General features: G+C 71.0%; 14 protein-coding genes and 3 tRNA genes. 8 read left to right on the top strand and 9 right to left on the bottom strand.

Annotated features, from left to right (window positions below; all coding sequences use genetic code 11):
- The first annotated feature begins 8 nt into the window (after positions 1 to 8).
- Positions 9 to 296, top strand: a complete 288-nt coding sequence (locus tag ACFSL2_RS10525) for a hypothetical protein (protein ID WP_377197814.1) — start codon at positions 9 to 11, stop codon at positions 294 to 296.
- A gap of 13 nt (positions 297 to 309) precedes the next feature.
- Here ACFSL2_RS10525 and ACFSL2_RS10530 read toward each other — a convergent pair whose 3' ends face one another.
- Positions 310 to 561: a TetR family transcriptional regulator C-terminal domain-containing protein gene (locus ACFSL2_RS10530; protein ID WP_377197815.1), complete on the bottom strand. Its 252-nt coding sequence runs from the start codon at positions 559 to 561 to the stop codon at positions 310 to 312.
- Positions 477 to 884: a TetR/AcrR family transcriptional regulator gene (locus ACFSL2_RS10535; RefSeq protein WP_377197816.1), complete on the bottom strand. Its 408-nt coding sequence runs from the start codon at positions 882 to 884 to the stop codon at positions 477 to 479. The genes ACFSL2_RS10530 and ACFSL2_RS10535 overlap by 85 nt, the downstream gene beginning before the upstream one ends.
- A gap of 82 nt (positions 885 to 966) precedes the next feature.
- On the opposite strand from ACFSL2_RS10535, the gene ACFSL2_RS10540 reads away from it, so the two are divergent.
- From ACFSL2_RS10540 to ACFSL2_RS10550, 3 genes are all read left to right on the top strand, one after another.
- Positions 967 to 1,965 carry an alpha/beta fold hydrolase gene (locus ACFSL2_RS10540; RefSeq protein ID WP_377197817.1) on the top strand — a complete coding sequence of 333 codons (999 nt, stop codon included), beginning with the start codon at positions 967 to 969 and terminating at the stop codon, positions 1,963 to 1,965.
- A gap of 199 nt (positions 1,966 to 2,164) precedes the next feature.
- Complete coding sequence (locus ACFSL2_RS10545) at positions 2,165 to 2,716, top strand: type IV toxin-antitoxin system AbiEi family antitoxin domain-containing protein (RefSeq protein ID WP_377197818.1); 552 nt, start codon at positions 2,165 to 2,167, stop codon at positions 2,714 to 2,716.
- The gene (locus ACFSL2_RS10550) at positions 2,713 to 3,660 is read left to right on the top strand and encodes a nucleotidyl transferase AbiEii/AbiGii toxin family protein (protein WP_377197819.1); all 948 of its coding nucleotides are present in this window, start codon (positions 2,713 to 2,715) and stop codon (positions 3,658 to 3,660) included. The genes ACFSL2_RS10545 and ACFSL2_RS10550 overlap by 4 nt, the downstream gene beginning before the upstream one ends.
- A gap of 70 nt (positions 3,661 to 3,730) precedes the next feature.
- Here the strand turns inward: ACFSL2_RS10550 and ACFSL2_RS10555 are convergent, their stop codons facing one another.
- The 5 genes from ACFSL2_RS10555 to ACFSL2_RS10575 form a co-directional block, all read right to left on the bottom strand.
- Positions 3,731 to 4,948, bottom strand: a complete 1,218-nt coding sequence (locus tag ACFSL2_RS10555) for a HupE/UreJ family protein (RefSeq protein ID WP_377197820.1) — start codon at positions 4,946 to 4,948, stop codon at positions 3,731 to 3,733.
- A gap of 23 nt (positions 4,949 to 4,971) precedes the next feature.
- The gene (locus tag ACFSL2_RS10560) at positions 4,972 to 8,892 is read right to left on the bottom strand and encodes a metallophosphoesterase (RefSeq protein WP_377197821.1); all 3,921 of its coding nucleotides are present in this window, start codon (positions 8,890 to 8,892) and stop codon (positions 4,972 to 4,974) included.
- Between the two features lie 231 nt (positions 8,893 to 9,123).
- A tRNA-Lys gene (locus ACFSL2_RS10565) sits at positions 9,124 to 9,196 on the bottom strand.
- Between the two features lie 106 nt (positions 9,197 to 9,302).
- Positions 9,303 to 9,378, bottom strand: a tRNA-Lys gene (locus tag ACFSL2_RS10570).
- Between the two features lie 102 nt (positions 9,379 to 9,480).
- Positions 9,481 to 9,777, bottom strand: coding sequence for a GroES family chaperonin (locus ACFSL2_RS10575; protein WP_377200799.1), 297 nt, complete (start codon positions 9,775 to 9,777; stop codon positions 9,481 to 9,483).
- Between the two features lie 124 nt (positions 9,778 to 9,901).
- On the opposite strand from ACFSL2_RS10575, the gene bcp reads away from it, so the two are divergent.
- From bcp to ACFSL2_RS10590, 3 genes are all read left to right on the top strand, one after another.
- Positions 9,902 to 10,384 (top strand): thioredoxin-dependent thiol peroxidase, encoded by a 483-nt coding sequence (gene bcp / locus ACFSL2_RS10580; RefSeq protein WP_377197822.1) that lies wholly within the window; start codon positions 9,902 to 9,904, stop codon positions 10,382 to 10,384.
- 57 nt (positions 10,385 to 10,441) lie between these two features.
- On the top strand, positions 10,442 to 11,653 hold the full coding sequence (locus tag ACFSL2_RS10585) for an acyl-CoA dehydrogenase family protein (protein WP_377197823.1): 1,212 nt from the start codon (positions 10,442 to 10,444) through the stop codon (positions 11,651 to 11,653).
- 31 nt (positions 11,654 to 11,684) lie between these two features.
- A tRNA-Leu gene (locus ACFSL2_RS10590) sits at positions 11,685 to 11,766 on the top strand.
- Positions 11,767 to 11,798: 32 nt separating this feature from the next.
- On the opposite strand, the gene trxA is transcribed toward ACFSL2_RS10590, so the two are convergent.
- Positions 11,799 to 12,161, bottom strand: a complete 363-nt coding sequence (gene trxA, locus ACFSL2_RS10595; RefSeq protein WP_377197824.1) for a thioredoxin — start codon at positions 12,159 to 12,161, stop codon at positions 11,799 to 11,801.
- A gap of 114 nt (positions 12,162 to 12,275) precedes the next feature.
- On the opposite strand from trxA, the gene ACFSL2_RS10600 reads away from it, so the two are divergent.
- Positions 12,276 to 12,848 carry an NUDIX hydrolase family protein gene (locus ACFSL2_RS10600; RefSeq protein ID WP_377197825.1) on the top strand — a complete coding sequence of 191 codons (573 nt, stop codon included), beginning with the start codon at positions 12,276 to 12,278 and terminating at the stop codon, positions 12,846 to 12,848.
- A gap of 106 nt (positions 12,849 to 12,954) precedes the next feature.
- On the opposite strand, the gene ACFSL2_RS10605 is transcribed toward ACFSL2_RS10600, so the two are convergent.
- Positions 12,955 to 14,613 (bottom strand): ABC-F family ATP-binding cassette domain-containing protein, encoded by a 1,659-nt coding sequence (locus tag ACFSL2_RS10605; protein WP_377197826.1) that lies wholly within the window; start codon positions 14,611 to 14,613, stop codon positions 12,955 to 12,957.
- Between the last annotated feature and the right edge of the window lie 141 nt (positions 14,614 to 14,754).

Consider the following 14,754-nt stretch of genomic DNA (forward strand, 5'->3'; position numbering starts at 1 on the left):
GTGATGCCATGACCGACCACCGCTCCTGCTCGCGTGTCGAGCTCGACGGCAGACGGATCGTCGTCGAGCTGTCCGACGCCGACCTGACCCGGCTCACGGCGACGGCGCACAGGCACGGCGTCGACGGCGCACGACTCGTCCTGGAATGGATCCGGCGCGGAGTGCGTGGCAGCGCCTGGGCCCGGCCGGACGAGCGGTCCGACCAGGCGAACCGGGTCGGCCGGGACGTCGAGGTCGCGCAGCAGTCCGAGAGCCTCTTCACCGACCTGCTCGGCGACTCGCGCGACCCCGGCTGAGCCGGCCCGAGGGTCAGGCCCGGTCGACCTCCGCCTCGAGCATGGCCACGGCCTCGGCCGCCTCCAGATCCCCGACCAGCACCCGCAGCGTCAGGCCGTCGGCCAGCGCGAGCAGCCGCCGGGCCTGGTCCAGGGCCGCCGGATCCCCAGCGTCAGCGCCCGCACCACGGGCGGCCCGGATCAGCCGCACGCACTCTTCCTCAGCACCTCGCCGCGCCTCGGCCAGCACCTGCCGGACGGCGTCGTCGTTGATCGACTTCGCCACGTACGCGTACCAGACGCTGACGCCGATGCGCCCGCCGTCGTCCCGGGGATCTGCTGGCTCACGACGTGCAGCAGCCGATCGCGCGGCGGGGCCTCGGCGGTCTCCTGGTAGCCGCCGTACGCGCTGTCGACGAGCGCGGTGCAGCCGGCCAGGACGAGAGCCTCCTTGGTGCCGAAGTAGTGCTGGATCCGGCCCATCGAGACGCCGGCCTCCGCCGCCACGTGGCGCAGGCTGACGCCCTCGATCCCTTGCTGGGCGATCACCAGCCAGAGCGCGAAGACGATCTGCTGGCGGCGCTCTGCGTGGTCGACGACTCTCGGCATGCGGACAGCGTAGCAATACAGTTGCATCGCAACCTGATACGATGCACTCGCATTGTAAAACCGCCAGCCGAGAGGACCTCAGATGCGCGAGAACCGCACCGGACGCAAGCGCCGGTGGCCGACCGTCCTGCTCGCCGCCGTCGCCACGATCTCCACGAGCGGCCTGGTGCTGCTCCTCGCGACCAGCGGCCCCGGCCTCGGCCACTTCCGCAGCCCAGAGGCACGCCAGGCCTACGAGGACGCGTACGCCGAGGCGCTCGGCCGCCTGCCCGAGCCCACGGAGACGCACGACGTCGAGACCAGCTTCGGCACCGTCCGCGCCTACGGCTGGGTCGCCGAGGGACAGGCCGACGACGTCCCCGTCGTCCTGCTGCCGGGCCGGGCGGCCGCCGCACCGATGTGGGGCGACAACCTGCCGCACTACCTCGAGCACCGCACGGTCTACGCCTTCGACGTCCTCGGGGACACCGGCCTGTCCGAGCAGCAGATCCCGCTGCGCGACATCGGCGACGCCGCGCGGTGGGTCGACGAGGCCATGGCGGGCCTGCAGATCGAGCGCGCCCACCTGGTGGGCCACTCCCAGGGCGGCGGGCTCGCAGCCGCCGTGGCGGTGCGCCACCCCGACCGCGTGGCCAGCCTCGCCCTGCTCGAGCCGCTCCTCACGCTGGGGACCCTGCCGCTCTCGGTGGTGCTCGCGAGCATCCCGGTCTCGCTGCCGTTCCTGCCCGAGTCCTGGCGCGAGGCGGCCCTGAACGAGATCGGCGGCGTCGAGGACGAGGAGGTCGACCCGGACGATCCGCTCGCCCGGCTGATCAACGTGGGGGCCGAAAGCTACAACGCGTCCGGCCTGCCCAACCCCGTCCAGCTGACCGACGCCGAGCTGGAGGGCCTTCCGATGCCGGTCTACGTGGCGATCGCGAGCGACTCGTCGCTGGCCGGCGGCGAGAGCGCGGCGGAGAGGGCACAGCTGATCCCGGACGCCCAGGTCAAGATCTGGCCCGACACCACGCACTCGCTCCCCATGCAGGTCGCCCCGGCCCTGGACGCGGAGCTGGCGAGCTTCTGGTCGGCGCACCCATAGGACCATCTCCGCGATCAACCGCCAACCCACCGCAGCGTTGCCTATACGCAACAACATCTATCACAACGAGCCAACCGGCATCTCATGAACCATGATCACGGTTATGACGGTTGACACCAGAACGGCTCGCCTCCGCAAGTGGTCCATGTCGAGTCAAAACACTAACGATTCCGTTAGCCTTTTGGCGGGGAGGTGGATCATGCACGCACAGGACGCACTATGGGACGTGGCGCTCGACCAGCATGGCTTCGTCACACTGTCCGACGCCCGTCGGCTCGGGATCAGTAAAGACGCCGTGACGATGCTCGCCAGGAGAGGGAAGATCGAACGTGTCGCCACCGCGGTCTACCGCTTCCCCAAATTTCCAGCCGGCCCGAACGCTCCCTACATGCAGGCGGTGCTCTGGACGGGCGACCCTCGAGCCTGCCTGAGCCACGACACGGCGCTTGCCGCATACGAGGTCTGCGACATCAACCCTGGTCGAGTACAACTCACCGTCGCCCGCAACCGTCGTATTCGCCGCTCCGGAGGTGGCCTTTACACCGTCCACCACGAGGACCTTGCCGACGACGAGATCGGCTGGTGGAACGAGATCCCGACGGTCACGCTCATCACCGCAATCCGACAGTGCATCGACAGCGGCGTGCCGACCTACCTGCTCCGACAGGCGTTGGAGCGCGGCTCGGACGCCGGGCGGCTCCCTTCTGCGGACGAGCATTTGCTTGCCAGCCGCCTGGAGGAGCGAGCGTGACCACCGAGAACCCGATCGCCTTGATCGGCAACCTCCCGAATCGTGACAAGGAACCGACGAACGCACGAGTCCTGGACGCCTGGATCGCCGCAGCACACGACAAGCTCGAGCTGGACAGCGGGCGCCTAGGCTGGCTGGTTGCCTCCACCGTCGTGGTGGCTGCGCTGCAGCGCGCCGTCGGGTCACCGAACAGGCCGACCTTCCTTCTCAAGGGAGGCACCTATCTCCAGCACCGCCTCGGCAAGTCAGCCAGGCCGACGAAGGATGTTGACGGGATAGTCAGCGGCGACATCGACGAGTTCGTTTCCCAGCTCGACGCCGTCCTGGCAGACCCGTGGGGGCCCCTCACCTTGGAACGCGGTCCCATCGAGACGATCGACGCCCCTGCCCGCGTTGCCAAACCACGCCGCTTCGATGTCCGGCTGAGCATTCGCGGAAAGGTCTGGCGAAAGATCCAGGTCGAGATCGCACCCGATGAGGGTTCAGCAACCCTGGAGACCGATGAACTCGCCGCGCCGCGGCTCGACCATTTCGGACTGCCTTCACCGGACCGACTGCTGGGAATCGCGCTGCGCTATCAGATCGCTCAAAAGCTGCACGCGTGTACCGACCCCCATGATCCGCCCACCACCAGGAACGATCGTGCACGAGATGTCGTCGACCTGCTCGCCCTGCGAGACCTCGCCCAGGTCGAGGACGTCGTAACGCTCCGCGACTTGCATACGGCATGCGCCGACGTCTTCAGCGCGCGCGCCCACGACGCACAGGTTCTTGGACGTGCCGTCCGGCGATGGCCGTGCACAGTCGTAGTGCACCCGCACTGGAGAACCGACTTCATCGCAGCGGCGGCAGCCGTCGAACGCCCAGACCTGACGATCGACCGGGCTGTGTCCGAGGTCAACTCCTGGATTACAGCGATCGTGGGCGCCGCCCAATCAACGTAGGGGTAGTCGCCTCATCCGCGTTCATGGGGCGACCACCCCTACGCTCGGCGGTTCGGCAGAGACGCGGAGGTCAGAGGGCTCCAGCTAGTCGCTCCGCCACCCAGTAGAGGGCGACCGCCGCGATCCCCGCCGTCGCCGCACCGAGCACCCACCGCGCCGTCCGCGGGGCGCGCACCCGGAGCAGCACCAGCAGCGGGAACACGACGGCGATGATCCCGAGCTGCACCGCCTCGATGCCCACGTTGAACGACAGCAGCGACCACAGCAGGGTCCACGACCAGGCGGCGTCGATACCGAGCGCGCCCGCGAACCCGACTCCGTGCACCAGCCCGAACGCGAACACGACGGGCAGCCGCCACCGCTCCCAGGCGGTCAGCGCGCCCCGCTCCCCCGCGTCGGCCCGCCAGCGCAGGCCGTCGCGCACCGTGCCGGACGGCGCGGCGCCCCGGCCGCGCCAGATCAGGTACAGGTCCACGGCCGCCACCACCGCGATGGACGCCGCGATGATCGGCTCGACCACGATTGCCGGCACCGAGACCACACCGAGCGCCGCGAGCAGGAACGTCACCGAGTGCGCGACGGTGAACGCGGTGGCGGTCCAGACGATGTCGCGCAGCCTGCGGGCGCCGATCAGGAGCGCCAGCAGGAACAGCACGTGGTCCAGACCGAACAGCAGGTGCTCCCCGCCCAGCACGAAGAACTCCCCCACCTGCTTGAGCAGCCGGTTCGCCCCGGTGGTGAGCGTGGGCGACGCCGCGGTGAGCACCGCGGAGCCCTCCTCCTCGTCCAGCGAGTACCGGACGATCGTCTCCGTGGAGTGCACGAACGACTCGGCGTCCGGGAACAGCGCGCTGGACACCTCGTGCACGCCCTCCGGCTCTCCCGCGCAGGCGAACGAGTAGGTCAGGGACGCGTAGGCGCGCTCCCCGCGCTCCACGACGTCGGCCGTGGACAGCGCCGGGGCACACGGTTCGCCGTCGTAGGTGACGGCGAACCGGTCGGAGACGTACCCGTCGACGGCCCGCTCGTGCTGGTCGAGCTGCGCGAGCTGGTCGGCCCGGCCCGTCGCCTCGTACGCCTCGGCCCGCAGCCAGGCGGACTTCATCAACAGGTCGTACTCGAGGTCGAGCACGGCCGTGACGTCCGCCGTCGGCGCACCGGCCTGCGCCGCGGTGCCTGCCGGCACCGCCGTCACCTCCGCGTAGACGTCGCTCGTGGCGTCGTGTGCCCACGCGGCCTGCCCCCCGGCGGGGCTGCTCACCACTGCGAGCAGCCCCGCCAGGACCACGGTGCGTCCTAGAGGCCGGAACCTCAACGCCGTGCCGTGGTGAAGTACGCCGGCGATGCCGTCGTCGTGCCGCCCCCGGAGGTGCTGGCCGTGACGAACCAGGCGTAGGTACGGCCCGGCTTGAGGCCGTCCCACCGGACGGAGGCGACCTCACCGGAGGTCACCGTGGCCGTGCCGATCTCGTGCACCGGGTCGTACAGCACCACGGACTCCGTGGTGAACGACGTGGTGCGGGACGTCAGGTCGACCGGCAGCACCATGTTGTCCTCGAGACCGTTGTACCGCTGGTCCTCGTCGTACTCCGTGGCGCCGAACTCCCCCAGCAGCGGCGAGTAGGTGTCGATGGACACCTCGCCGCGGTCGACGTCGAACTGCAGCATGCGGAAGAACGACGCGCCGAGCCGGAGCCGGTCGGTGGGGTCGTACCCGCCGATCTCGGTGAGCCCCAGCTGGTCCGCGGACACCGTGTAGAACTGGTAGTCCGCGAGCAGCTCGACCACGCCGCCGCCGATGTCGCCGACCACGGGCGGGCGCACGTTGGTGCCCACGCCGTGGCGGTGCCCGGCGAGCACCATGAAGACGTTCGGGTTGTCCTTGACGAGCAGGTTGTAGAGCAGCGGCCCGTCCGACCCGCCGAAGTTCGCCCCGCGCCCGTCGGGCGACGAGGACGGCTCCAGGTAGTCGTGCGTGAGCAGGATGCCGTTGCGGTCCGAGTAGCGGTCGAAGATCTCCGCGGCCCACTCGGCCTCGTCCCGCGTCACGCCGTAGGACAGGCCCACCACCACGAAGTCGAGGCCGCCGGCCGAGAACAGGTCGTAGTGGTTCTCGTTCGAGCCCGGCTTCATGGAGCCGCCGTAGGTGGCGTTCTCCCAGCCCTCGGCGAGCGCCTCGTAGCGGTCCGGACCGAAGTGCTGGTTGAACAGCTCCGGGTCGGTCCCCGACTGGTTGTCGTGGTTGCCCGCGACGACGCCGTTCGGGATGCCCGCCGCGTCGATCCGGCCCTGGGCCTCCGAGGCGAACTCGAACTCGCCTTCCACCTGCTCCTCGAGCTCCGGCGGGAGGTTCCGGATGTTGTTCTCGATGATGTCGCCGGTGTGCGCGACGTACGCGATCTTGCGTTCCTCGGCGTTGTCGACGATCCAGTCCATGACGCCCGTGTAGGCCTTGCCCCACACGGCCCGCTCCTCGGCGCTCTCCTGCTCGACGGCGCCCTCGGACAGGTACTGCGTGTCCGTGTAGTGGACCATCGAGAAGTCGTAGTCGTCGGGGTTGGCGAACCGGTCGCCCGAACCGGCGTCGATGTCGTCCGCGAACGGGTCCTCGCCCGTGACCATGGCGTGCACCTTGCCGCGGACCACGTAGTCGCGGGTCACCGCGGCCTCGAGCACCGTGCTGCCCTCGACGGCGCCGCGTGCCGAGGCGACCACGTCCCAGGCCCGGGTGTCCGGGTTCCAGGCCCGCAGGCCGACCAGGCGCGCCGGGTCGGCGGTGCCCTCCCAGCGCAGCACCGGCGCCTCGACCTTGCCGCGCACGGGCACGTCGAACCGCTGGAACGTCACGTCGCTCGACGTCGGCGCGTCGGCCGACCTGCCGTCGCCCGGCGCCAGCGCCTTGGTGCCCAGCTTCTCCTGACCGGGCACCCGCAGGTCGGTCGGCACGCCGTCGCTCTCGCCCTGCCAGGCCTGGGTCGGGGTGAGGATCTCGGCGCTGGAGAACGTCGTGGTGATCTCGCCGCCGTCCGGCTCGGTGACCTGCGCGCTCAGCGTCGCCGTGCCGCCCACGTCCGAGGCGCCCGACGCCGGTGCGACGTCGGCCGGGGTGTCCGGGATCCCGGCGCTCGTGAACGTGACCTCGTGGGTGACCTCGTTGCCGAGGCCGTCGGTCGCGGCGACCGCGAGGGTGTGCTCGCCGGCGGAGAGCCCGGGCCCGACCGGGTCCCCGACGGCGATCTCCGTGCCGTCGAGCGTGATGTCCGGGCCCTGCACCACACCGGAGGCGTCGTCCACGGAGACCGCGAGCGGCACGCTGGAGGTGATGCGGTCGCCGTCGGCGGGGGTGGAGGTGCCGAGCGCCGGCCCGGTGTTGTCCGTGAACAGGGCGCGGGTGGCGGTCTCGCCCGTGGTGGAGGTGGCCGCGAGCTCGTGCTCGCCGTCGGGCAGCGTGGCCGTGTCGACCTGTGCGATCAGGCCGCGCGCCGGAGCGTCGACGTGGAAGACCCAGTCGACCTCGACCTCGGGGTTCACGCTGCTGCCGCAGTTGCCGTCCCCGATGTTGTGGCTCGCGCGCATGCTCACGTGCGACGCCGTGCCCTCGGCCGGGACCAGCTCCGGGTCGGACAGCGCGTAGTCGTCGCGGTTGTCACCGCACGAGCTTCCGTAGAGCGTCCCCGCGACCACGTCGATCCGGTTCCAGCCGGACAGGAGCCACTCGTTCGGCACCGTGATCTCGGCGCGCTCGGACCGGTAGTCCCGGTCGTCCAGGGTCAGCTTGTGCCCGTTGATCTGCAGGTACGAGTGGTAGCGCGCCTCCATCGAGTTGGAGCCGACGTCGAAGGCCAGCACGGCGTCCCCGGCACCCAGCGAGTCGTGCAGGGTGACCGCGGGGGCGTCGATCGTGTAGGTGAGAGCTACCTCGCGCAGCAGGCTGTCGTTGCTCCCGCAGCCGCCGTCGCCCATGGCGTAGGAGTCGGCGACGTCGTGGCCCGTGACCGTCGCGCCGTCGAGCACCAGGTCCAGCCCGGAGATGGCGAAGTCATCACGGTTGGTGCCGCAGGACGAGCGGTAGTCGCCGGTCACGACCTCGATCGCGTTGTCGCCCGGCACGAGGAGGCTCGCCGGGATGGTCACGTCGACCCGCTCGTTCGCCCAGTCGCCGCCCAGCTCCACGCGCGAGCCGTTGACCAGCAGGAAGTTGTGGTACGCGTCGTCGATCGAGTTGGAGCCGACGTCGAACGAGAACGTGGCGGCGCCGTTGCCGAGCGTCGGCAGCGCGGCGGGCTCCGCACCGTCGAGCAGCAGCTCGCTCACCCCGCCGTCCCCACCTGCCGGGCGGGCGGCGGCCACGGCCACCGTGCCGTTGGTGAGGGTGCCGTCGACGGGCGTGAGCCGCGGGGCACCGGTCGGGGCGTTGTTCACGCGGACCTCGTGCGCCGTGACGTCGCCCGACGCGGTGCGTGCCTCGATCGTGTGCTCGCCGTTGGTGAGCGTGGTGGTGTCGAGGTCTGCGCTGAGGCCCGTGGTGCCCTGCGGGTCACCCTGCAGGAAGAACGACAGCTCGGCCCGCAGCAGCAGGTTGCCGTTGCTGCCGCAGCTGCCGTCGCCGAACGCGTAGGTGTACTCGTTCTCCTCGCCGTCGGCGAGCTCGCCGAGCGGCTCCAGCGTGAAGTCGGACAGCACGAAGTCGTCGTGGTTCGCGCCACAGCTCGCGTCGAACGTGCCGGCGACCACCTCGACCGTGTTCTCGCCGGTCACGAGGTACTCGTTGGGGACCTCCAGCTCGACGCGCTCGTTCGCGGCGTCCGGCAGGTGGATCGGCTCCGACCCGTTGACCGTGACGTAGTTCTGGTAGCGCGCCTCGGTCGAGTTGCTGCCGACGTCGTAGCCGAGGATCGAGGTACCGAGCGTCTCGGTGGCGCCGGGCACGTCCGTGCCGTCGACCGTGAGGCTCTGGACGTCGTCGCCCGGGGCGACGGGCTCGGCCGCGAGCGCGGCCGTCCCTTCGAGGAACGCGCCGTCGGCCGGCGTGAGGACCGGGCCGCCCGACGCCGGGGCCGCGGGCTCGCGCGGGGCCGCCGCGGTCGTGTCGCCCGCGGGGCGCTCGGTGTCCGCGGGCGTGGCGGACGACGACGTCGCGACCCATCCCGTCATGACGAGCGTCGCCGCCGTGACCGCTGCGACGAGACCGGCCTGCTGCCGACCTCGCTGTTCTCTCGTGACTGGCCGCATGGCCGTCCTCTCTCTGTTCCGTCAGGGTGGGCGGCTCTGGGCACGCCCGCCGGTCACCGTCGCCTGGACGGGTGAACGGAACAGGAGCAGAAGGCAACAACCGGACAAACTGTGCGGCACCTGAATGAACTGGCTGGTCAGGAGAGCGGCAGGTGCGGGTGAAGTGTGCGCGCGGCACGGGCTCCGGGAACGACGAAGGCCCCCACCGGAGTGGAGGCCTTCGTCAGGTTGTGCGCCATCTAGGACTTGAACCTAGAACCCGCTGATTAAGAGTCAGCTGCTCTGCCAATTGAGCTAATGGCGCCTGCGACGGAAAGATTACCAGGGCCTGGACCCTCTGGCGCACCGATTTCTGCGCCTCACGACCGCTCTCGCCACCACCCCGGGAGGGGGTCGCGAGACCGCCGTGCTGGTGCGCCATCTAGGACTTGAACCTAGAACCCGCTGATTAAGAGTCAGCTGCTCTGCCAATTGAGCTAATGGCGCGCAACGGAGAGAAACACTACCAGGACCAGCAACGTCATCGGTAACCGAACGGCCGGCCGCGACCTGTGAACTGCGCGACAGCCCGCTCCGGCGGGAGCCGGACTACAGGTACAGCCCCGTCGAGCCGTCCGCCTCGTCGCTCTCGGCCACGCCGTGCACGTCGCGCTCCCGCAGGAGCACGTAGTCCCGGCCGGCCAGGTCCACCTCGGCACGCTCCTCGGGGTCGTACAGGACGCGGTCGCCGACGTCGACCTGCCGCACGTGCTCGCCCTTGGCCACGACCGTGGCCCATGCGAGGCGCTTGGACCCGACGGCGGTGGCCGGGATCACCAGGCCGGCCGTCGACTGCCGCTCCGCCGCGTCCGTCTCGGGCTCGACCAGGAGCCGGTCGTGCAGCATGCGGATCGGGAGGGTGCCGGGCTTGGTGCCGGAATCAGGTACGGCGGGAGTGCTCACGCAGACCTACGTTACGCGACTCGGCGGGGCGGATTCCCTGGGCCGGAAGGGCGGTTACCGTTACGGCATGACCACTCGTCTCGAATCCGGGGACAAGGCTCCCGACTTCAACCTGCCCACCGCCGACGGCGCCACCGTCCGCCTCGCCGACCTCGCGAGCGGCACCGACAAGGGCGTCATCGTGTACTTCTACCCGGCGGCCGCAACGCCCGGCTGCACCAAGGAGGCCTGCGACTTCCGCGACTCCCTGGCCTCCCTGCAGGGCGCCGGCTACGCCGTGGTCGGCATCTCGCCCGACAAGGTCGCGAAGCTCGCCACGTTCGCCGACGCGGAGGCGCTGACCTTCCCGCTCGCCTCCGACGAGGACCACGCGACGCTGGAGGCGTACGGCGCCTGGGGCGAGAAGCAGAACTACGGCAAGACGTACGTGGGCGTCATCCGCTCCACGTTCGTGGTGAACCCGGACCTGACCGTGGCCCAGTCGTACTACAACGTCAAGGCCACCGGCCACGTGGCCCGGGTGCGCAAGGCCCTCGGCATCGATGACTGAACAGGTTGTCCAGATGACTGAGCGGGCCCTGATGACTGAGCACGAGAGGCAGCGCTGATGGGTTCGCCCGCCGACCTGCTCGACCTCGACGCGGAGCTGAGCGAGGCCGAGCTGGCCACCCGCGACCGGGTGCGCGAGTTCGTGGACCGCCGGATCCGGACGAACATCGCCCGCTGGTTCGCCGACGCCCACTTCCCGCGCGAGCTCGTCCCGGAGCTGGGTGAGCTGGGCCTGCTCGGTATGCACCTGGACGGGTACGGCTGCGCCGGCCGGTCCGCCGTCGAGTACGGGCTGGCCGTGCGGGAGCTGGAGGCGGGCGACTCCGGCATCCGCACCTTCGTGTCGGTGCAGGGCTCGCTGGCGATGTCCGCGATCCACCACCACGGCTCCGCGGCCCAGAAGCAGGAGTGGCTCCCCCGCATGGCGACCGGCGAGGTCGTGGGCTGCTTCGGGCTCACGGAGCCGGGGGCGGGCTCCGACCCGGCGAGCATGACCACGCGCGCCCGGTTCGAGCCCGGCAGTGAGGGCGGCGACACCGGCGGCGAGTGGGTCCTGGACGGCGCCAAGCGGTGGATCGGCATGGCCTCGTTCGCGGACGTCGCGATCATCTGGGCCAAGGTTGCCGAGCCGGCCGACGGCGGCGGCACGCGCGACCGGGTGCGCGGGTTCATCGTGCCGACGTCGGCCCCGGGGTTCACCGCGGTGCCCATCGAGCCGAAGCTGTCGATGCGCGCGTCGGTGCAGTGCGACATCACGCTGGAGGGCGTCCGCGTGCCTGCGGACGCCCTCCTGCCGGAGCATCCCGGCCTGGCCGGGCCGTTCGCGTGCCTGGACGAGGCGCGCTACGGCATCGTGTGGGGCACGGTCGGCGCAGCGCGCGACGCGTTCGAGGCCGCCCTCGCCTATGCCAAGGGGCGCGAGCAGTTCGGCGTCCCGATCGCGGGCTTCCAGCTCACCCAGGCCAAGCTCGTCGACATGGCCCTGGAGATCACCAAGGCCCAGCTCATGGCACTGCGCCTGGGACGGCTCAAGGATGCCGGGCGCCTGGAGGGGCACATGATCTCTGCGGGCAAGCTGAACAACGCCCGCATCGCGATCGAGGTGTGCCGGGAGGCCCGCACGGTGCTGGGCGGCAACGGCGTCACGCTGGACCACTCGCCCATGCGGCACGCCAACAACCTGGAGTCGGTGCGCACCTACGAGGGCACCGACGAGGTGCACACGCTGGTGCTGGGCCGGCACATCACGGGGCTCGCCGCATTCCGCTGACCTGCCCGCGGACCCGTAGACTGGGCGCCGCGCGCGAGTGGCGTAATTGGCAGCCGCGCCAGGTTTAGGTCCTGGTGTCTTCGGACGTGGGGGTTCGAGTCCCCCCTCGCGCACCCCTCGGTGGTGCTGTGCCGGCCCAGTCGGCTCAGTTCTGCTGTGCCGCGAGGTCCTTCTTCACGGCCTCCATGTCGAGGCCGCGGACGGCCTCCACGACCTCGGCGAGACCCTTCGCGGGCAGCGCGCCCGCCTGACGGAAGACCAGCACGCCGTCACGGAAGGCCATGAGCGTGGGGATGGACGTGACCTGCGCGGCCGACGAGATACCGGGGTTGGCGTCGGTGTCGACCTTGGCGTGGACGATGTCGGTGTTCTTCTCCGAGGACGCCTCGAAGACGGGACCGAACATCTTGCACGGCGGGCACCAGGTGGCCCAGAAGTCCACCAGGACGATCTCGCTGTCGTTGACGGTCTTCTCGAACGTGGCGTCGGTGATGTCGACGGTGGCCATGTCTCGTTTCCTCTCGTTGGACGGTCTCCTTGGTGAAGCACGGTGGCGCCCTCCGCTATTCCACGTGCGGCGCGGGGTCCGGCACCGCGCAGCACGAACTGGTAGAACGGACCCGTGACGGACACTGCCGACTACCCATCCGACGACGACTTCTACCGCGATCCCTCCCAGGTGTCGGGGTGGCTGACCGACGAGGACCTCGCGGTCGTACGGGCACAGCTCCCGCTCGTGTACGTCGACGCCGTGCCGGTCCGGGTCGACGACTCCGGTGACGTGGTCGCCGTCGGGCTGCTCCTGCGGGTCAACACGCAGGGCACGATGACGCGGGCCGTGGTCTCGGGGCGCGTCATGTACCACGAACGCGTCCGGGACGCGCTGCTGCGGCACATCGAGAAGGACCTCGGCCCGGTCGCGCTGCCCCAGGTCCCGCCGTCGCCCCAGCCGTTCACGGTGGCCGAGTACTTTCCGACGCCGGGCATCACCGCGTTCCACGACCCGCGCCAGCACGCGGTCTCGCTGGCGTACGTGGTGCCGGTCACGGGCGACTGCCGCCCGCAGCAGAACGCCCTGGACCTCGCCTGGCTCACGCCCGAGGAGGCCTGCGCCGACGACGTCCAGGCCGAGATGATGAACGGTCAGGGCATGCTGCTCAAGCAGGCGATGGCCCACGTGGGGCGGCTTCCGTGAGGTCGTCCTCGCAGAGGTCCGCTTCTACCCAGCGATTGGGCCCGAAATCGACGACAGCTTCGGGCACAATCGCGGGGTAGACGACAGCTTCGGGCCCGACCGGGCCCTAGGTCAGGTCCAGCACCGGCCAGTCCTCCAGGTCCGACCGCATGCGGCGGTCGTGGGTGGCCACCACCACGGCGCACGGCGTGGCCTGCAGGGCACGGGTCAGCTCGTCGACGAGGTCGATCGACAGGTGGTTCGTCGGCTCGTCCAGGAGCAGCAGGTGCGGTGCGTGCAGCAGCGCCCGCGCCAGCTCGAACCGGCGTCGCTGGCCCGCGGACAGCTCGGCGAGCGGCCGGTCCAGGTCCTCCTCGCTGAGCAGGCCGAGCCCCGCGACGGGCACCACGTGGTCGGGGTCCAGCTCCCCGGAGGCGAGCAGCCGCAGCGCCTCGTCGGCGTACGTCTCGAAACCGGTCCGCAGGCGTGCCCGGCCGGTGATGGGCAGGCTCTCCTGTCCGACGACGCCGATCCGGGCGCCCGGCGCGAGGGCCCGGCTGCCCCGGTCGAGCTCCAGGGTGCCGGCCAGCGCCCCGAGCAGGGTCGACTTGCCGGTGCCGTTCGGCCCCACGATGAGCAGCCGGCCCGACGGCGGCACCGCGATCCGGGTCCCGGGCAGGTCCAGGCGCGCGCCGTCGTCGCCGTCCTGCGGCGTACCGACCCGCGGCTTACCGACCCGCGGCGAGCGCACCTCCACCACCGGCTGGCCGGGGTCCCAGCCCGGTGACATCGCGGGCAGGTCGGGGAACCCGAGCTCGACCGGCGGCGTCGGCACCTCGATCGCCTCCGCCTCGAGCTTCTGGACGAGCCGGTCGGCGGCCTTGACGTGGATGCGGGCGTGGGTGGCGCGGCGGTGCTTCTGCGAGCCCTTCTCGGGGCGCCACTCGTCGGACAGGCCCTCGTACGACTCGTCCAGCCGCTCGGCGAGCGCCGCCGCCCGCTTGCGCTCGGCCCGGTACCGCTGCCGCCAGCGGTGCAGGGACTGGTTCTTCGCGAACCGGTAGGCCAGGTAGCCCGGCTGCCCGTAGAGCACCGGCCTGCCGTCCCAGGACGGGTCGAGGTCGAGGATCGCGGTGGCGACGTCGTCCAGCAGCTCGCGGTCGTGCGTGACCAGCACGACGCCGCCGCGCCACGCGACGAGCTCACCGGTGAGGAACTCGATGGCGGAGTCGTCGAGGTGGTTGGTGGGCTCGTCGAGCAGGAGCAGGTCGGACCGTTCGGCCAGCCGGCACGCGAGGCGGACGCGGAACCGCTCCCCCACGCTGAGCTGGTCGAGCCGCCGGTCGGGGTCGCGTGGCGCGCCCAGCCGGGTGAGCGCCACCTCGACGCGCCGGTCGGCGTCCCAGACCGCGAGGTGCTCGGCCAGCGACAGGGTGCGCTCCAGCACCGCGAGGTCGCCCGAGCCGTGGTCGAACGCGGCGGCTGCGGCCTCGAGCTCGGCGGCGGCCGCCCGCAGGCCGTCGAGCGTGCCCGCGACGACGTCGCCGACGGTCTGGCCGGGTGTGGGGTGCAGCTCCTGCTCGACGAGAGCCACGGTGCCCTGGCGACGTACCGCACCCGACCGTGGCTGCAGGTCGCCTGCCAGGAGGTGCAGGAACGTGGACTTGCCGGACCCGTTCTCTCCGACGACGCCGAGCCGCGTGCCGTCGTTCACGGTGACGCTCACGCCGGCCAGCACGTCCCGCCCCGGGTACGCGAAGGCGAGGTCCTGGGCGACGAGGTGCATCCGACAAGCCTACGGGCCCGTTCGCAGCCGGGCGGTCACGAGACGCCGGTGCCCGACGCCGGGCGGCGTCGGGCACCGGGGGAGGCTGTGGGTACGGGGCGGGGGGATCCAGGGGCGGATGTACCACGTACCCACAGCAAG

This window comes from Promicromonospora aerolata, assembly GCF_042682255.1.
Classification (GTDB): domain Bacteria; phylum Actinomycetota; class Actinomycetes; order Actinomycetales; family Cellulomonadaceae; genus Promicromonospora; species Promicromonospora aerolata.

Bases quoted from the DNA above. Each gene is read 5' to 3' on its own strand.
- ACFSL2_RS10525 (WP_377197814.1), top strand. From the start codon at position 9: ATGACCGACCACCGCTCCTGCTCGCGTGTCGAGCTCGACGGCAGACGG.
- ACFSL2_RS10605 (WP_377197826.1), bottom strand. From the start codon at position 14,613: ATGCACCTCGTCGCCCAGGACCTCGCCTTCGCGTACCCGGGGCGGGAC.
- ACFSL2_RS10540 (WP_377197817.1), top strand. From the start codon at position 967: ATGCGCGAGAACCGCACCGGACGCAAGCGCCGGTGGCCGACCGTCCTG.
- trxA (WP_377197824.1), bottom strand. From the start codon at position 12,161: ATGGCCACCGTCGACATCACCGACGCCACGTTCGAGAAGACCGTCAAC.
- ACFSL2_RS10585 (WP_377197823.1), top strand. From the start codon at position 10,442: ATGGGTTCGCCCGCCGACCTGCTCGACCTCGACGCGGAGCTGAGCGAG.
- ACFSL2_RS10545 (WP_377197818.1), top strand. From the start codon at position 2,165: ATGCACGCACAGGACGCACTATGGGACGTGGCGCTCGACCAGCATGGC.
- bcp (WP_377197822.1), top strand. From the start codon at position 9,902: ATGACCACTCGTCTCGAATCCGGGGACAAGGCTCCCGACTTCAACCTG.
- ACFSL2_RS10535 (WP_377197816.1), bottom strand. From the start codon at position 884: ATGCCGAGAGTCGTCGACCACGCAGAGCGCCGCCAGCAGATCGTCTTC.
- ACFSL2_RS10575 (WP_377200799.1), bottom strand. From the start codon at position 9,777: ATGCTGCACGACCGGCTCCTGGTCGAGCCCGAGACGGACGCGGCGGAG.
- ACFSL2_RS10560 (WP_377197821.1), bottom strand. From the start codon at position 8,892: ATGCGGCCAGTCACGAGAGAACAGCGAGGTCGGCAGCAGGCCGGTCTC.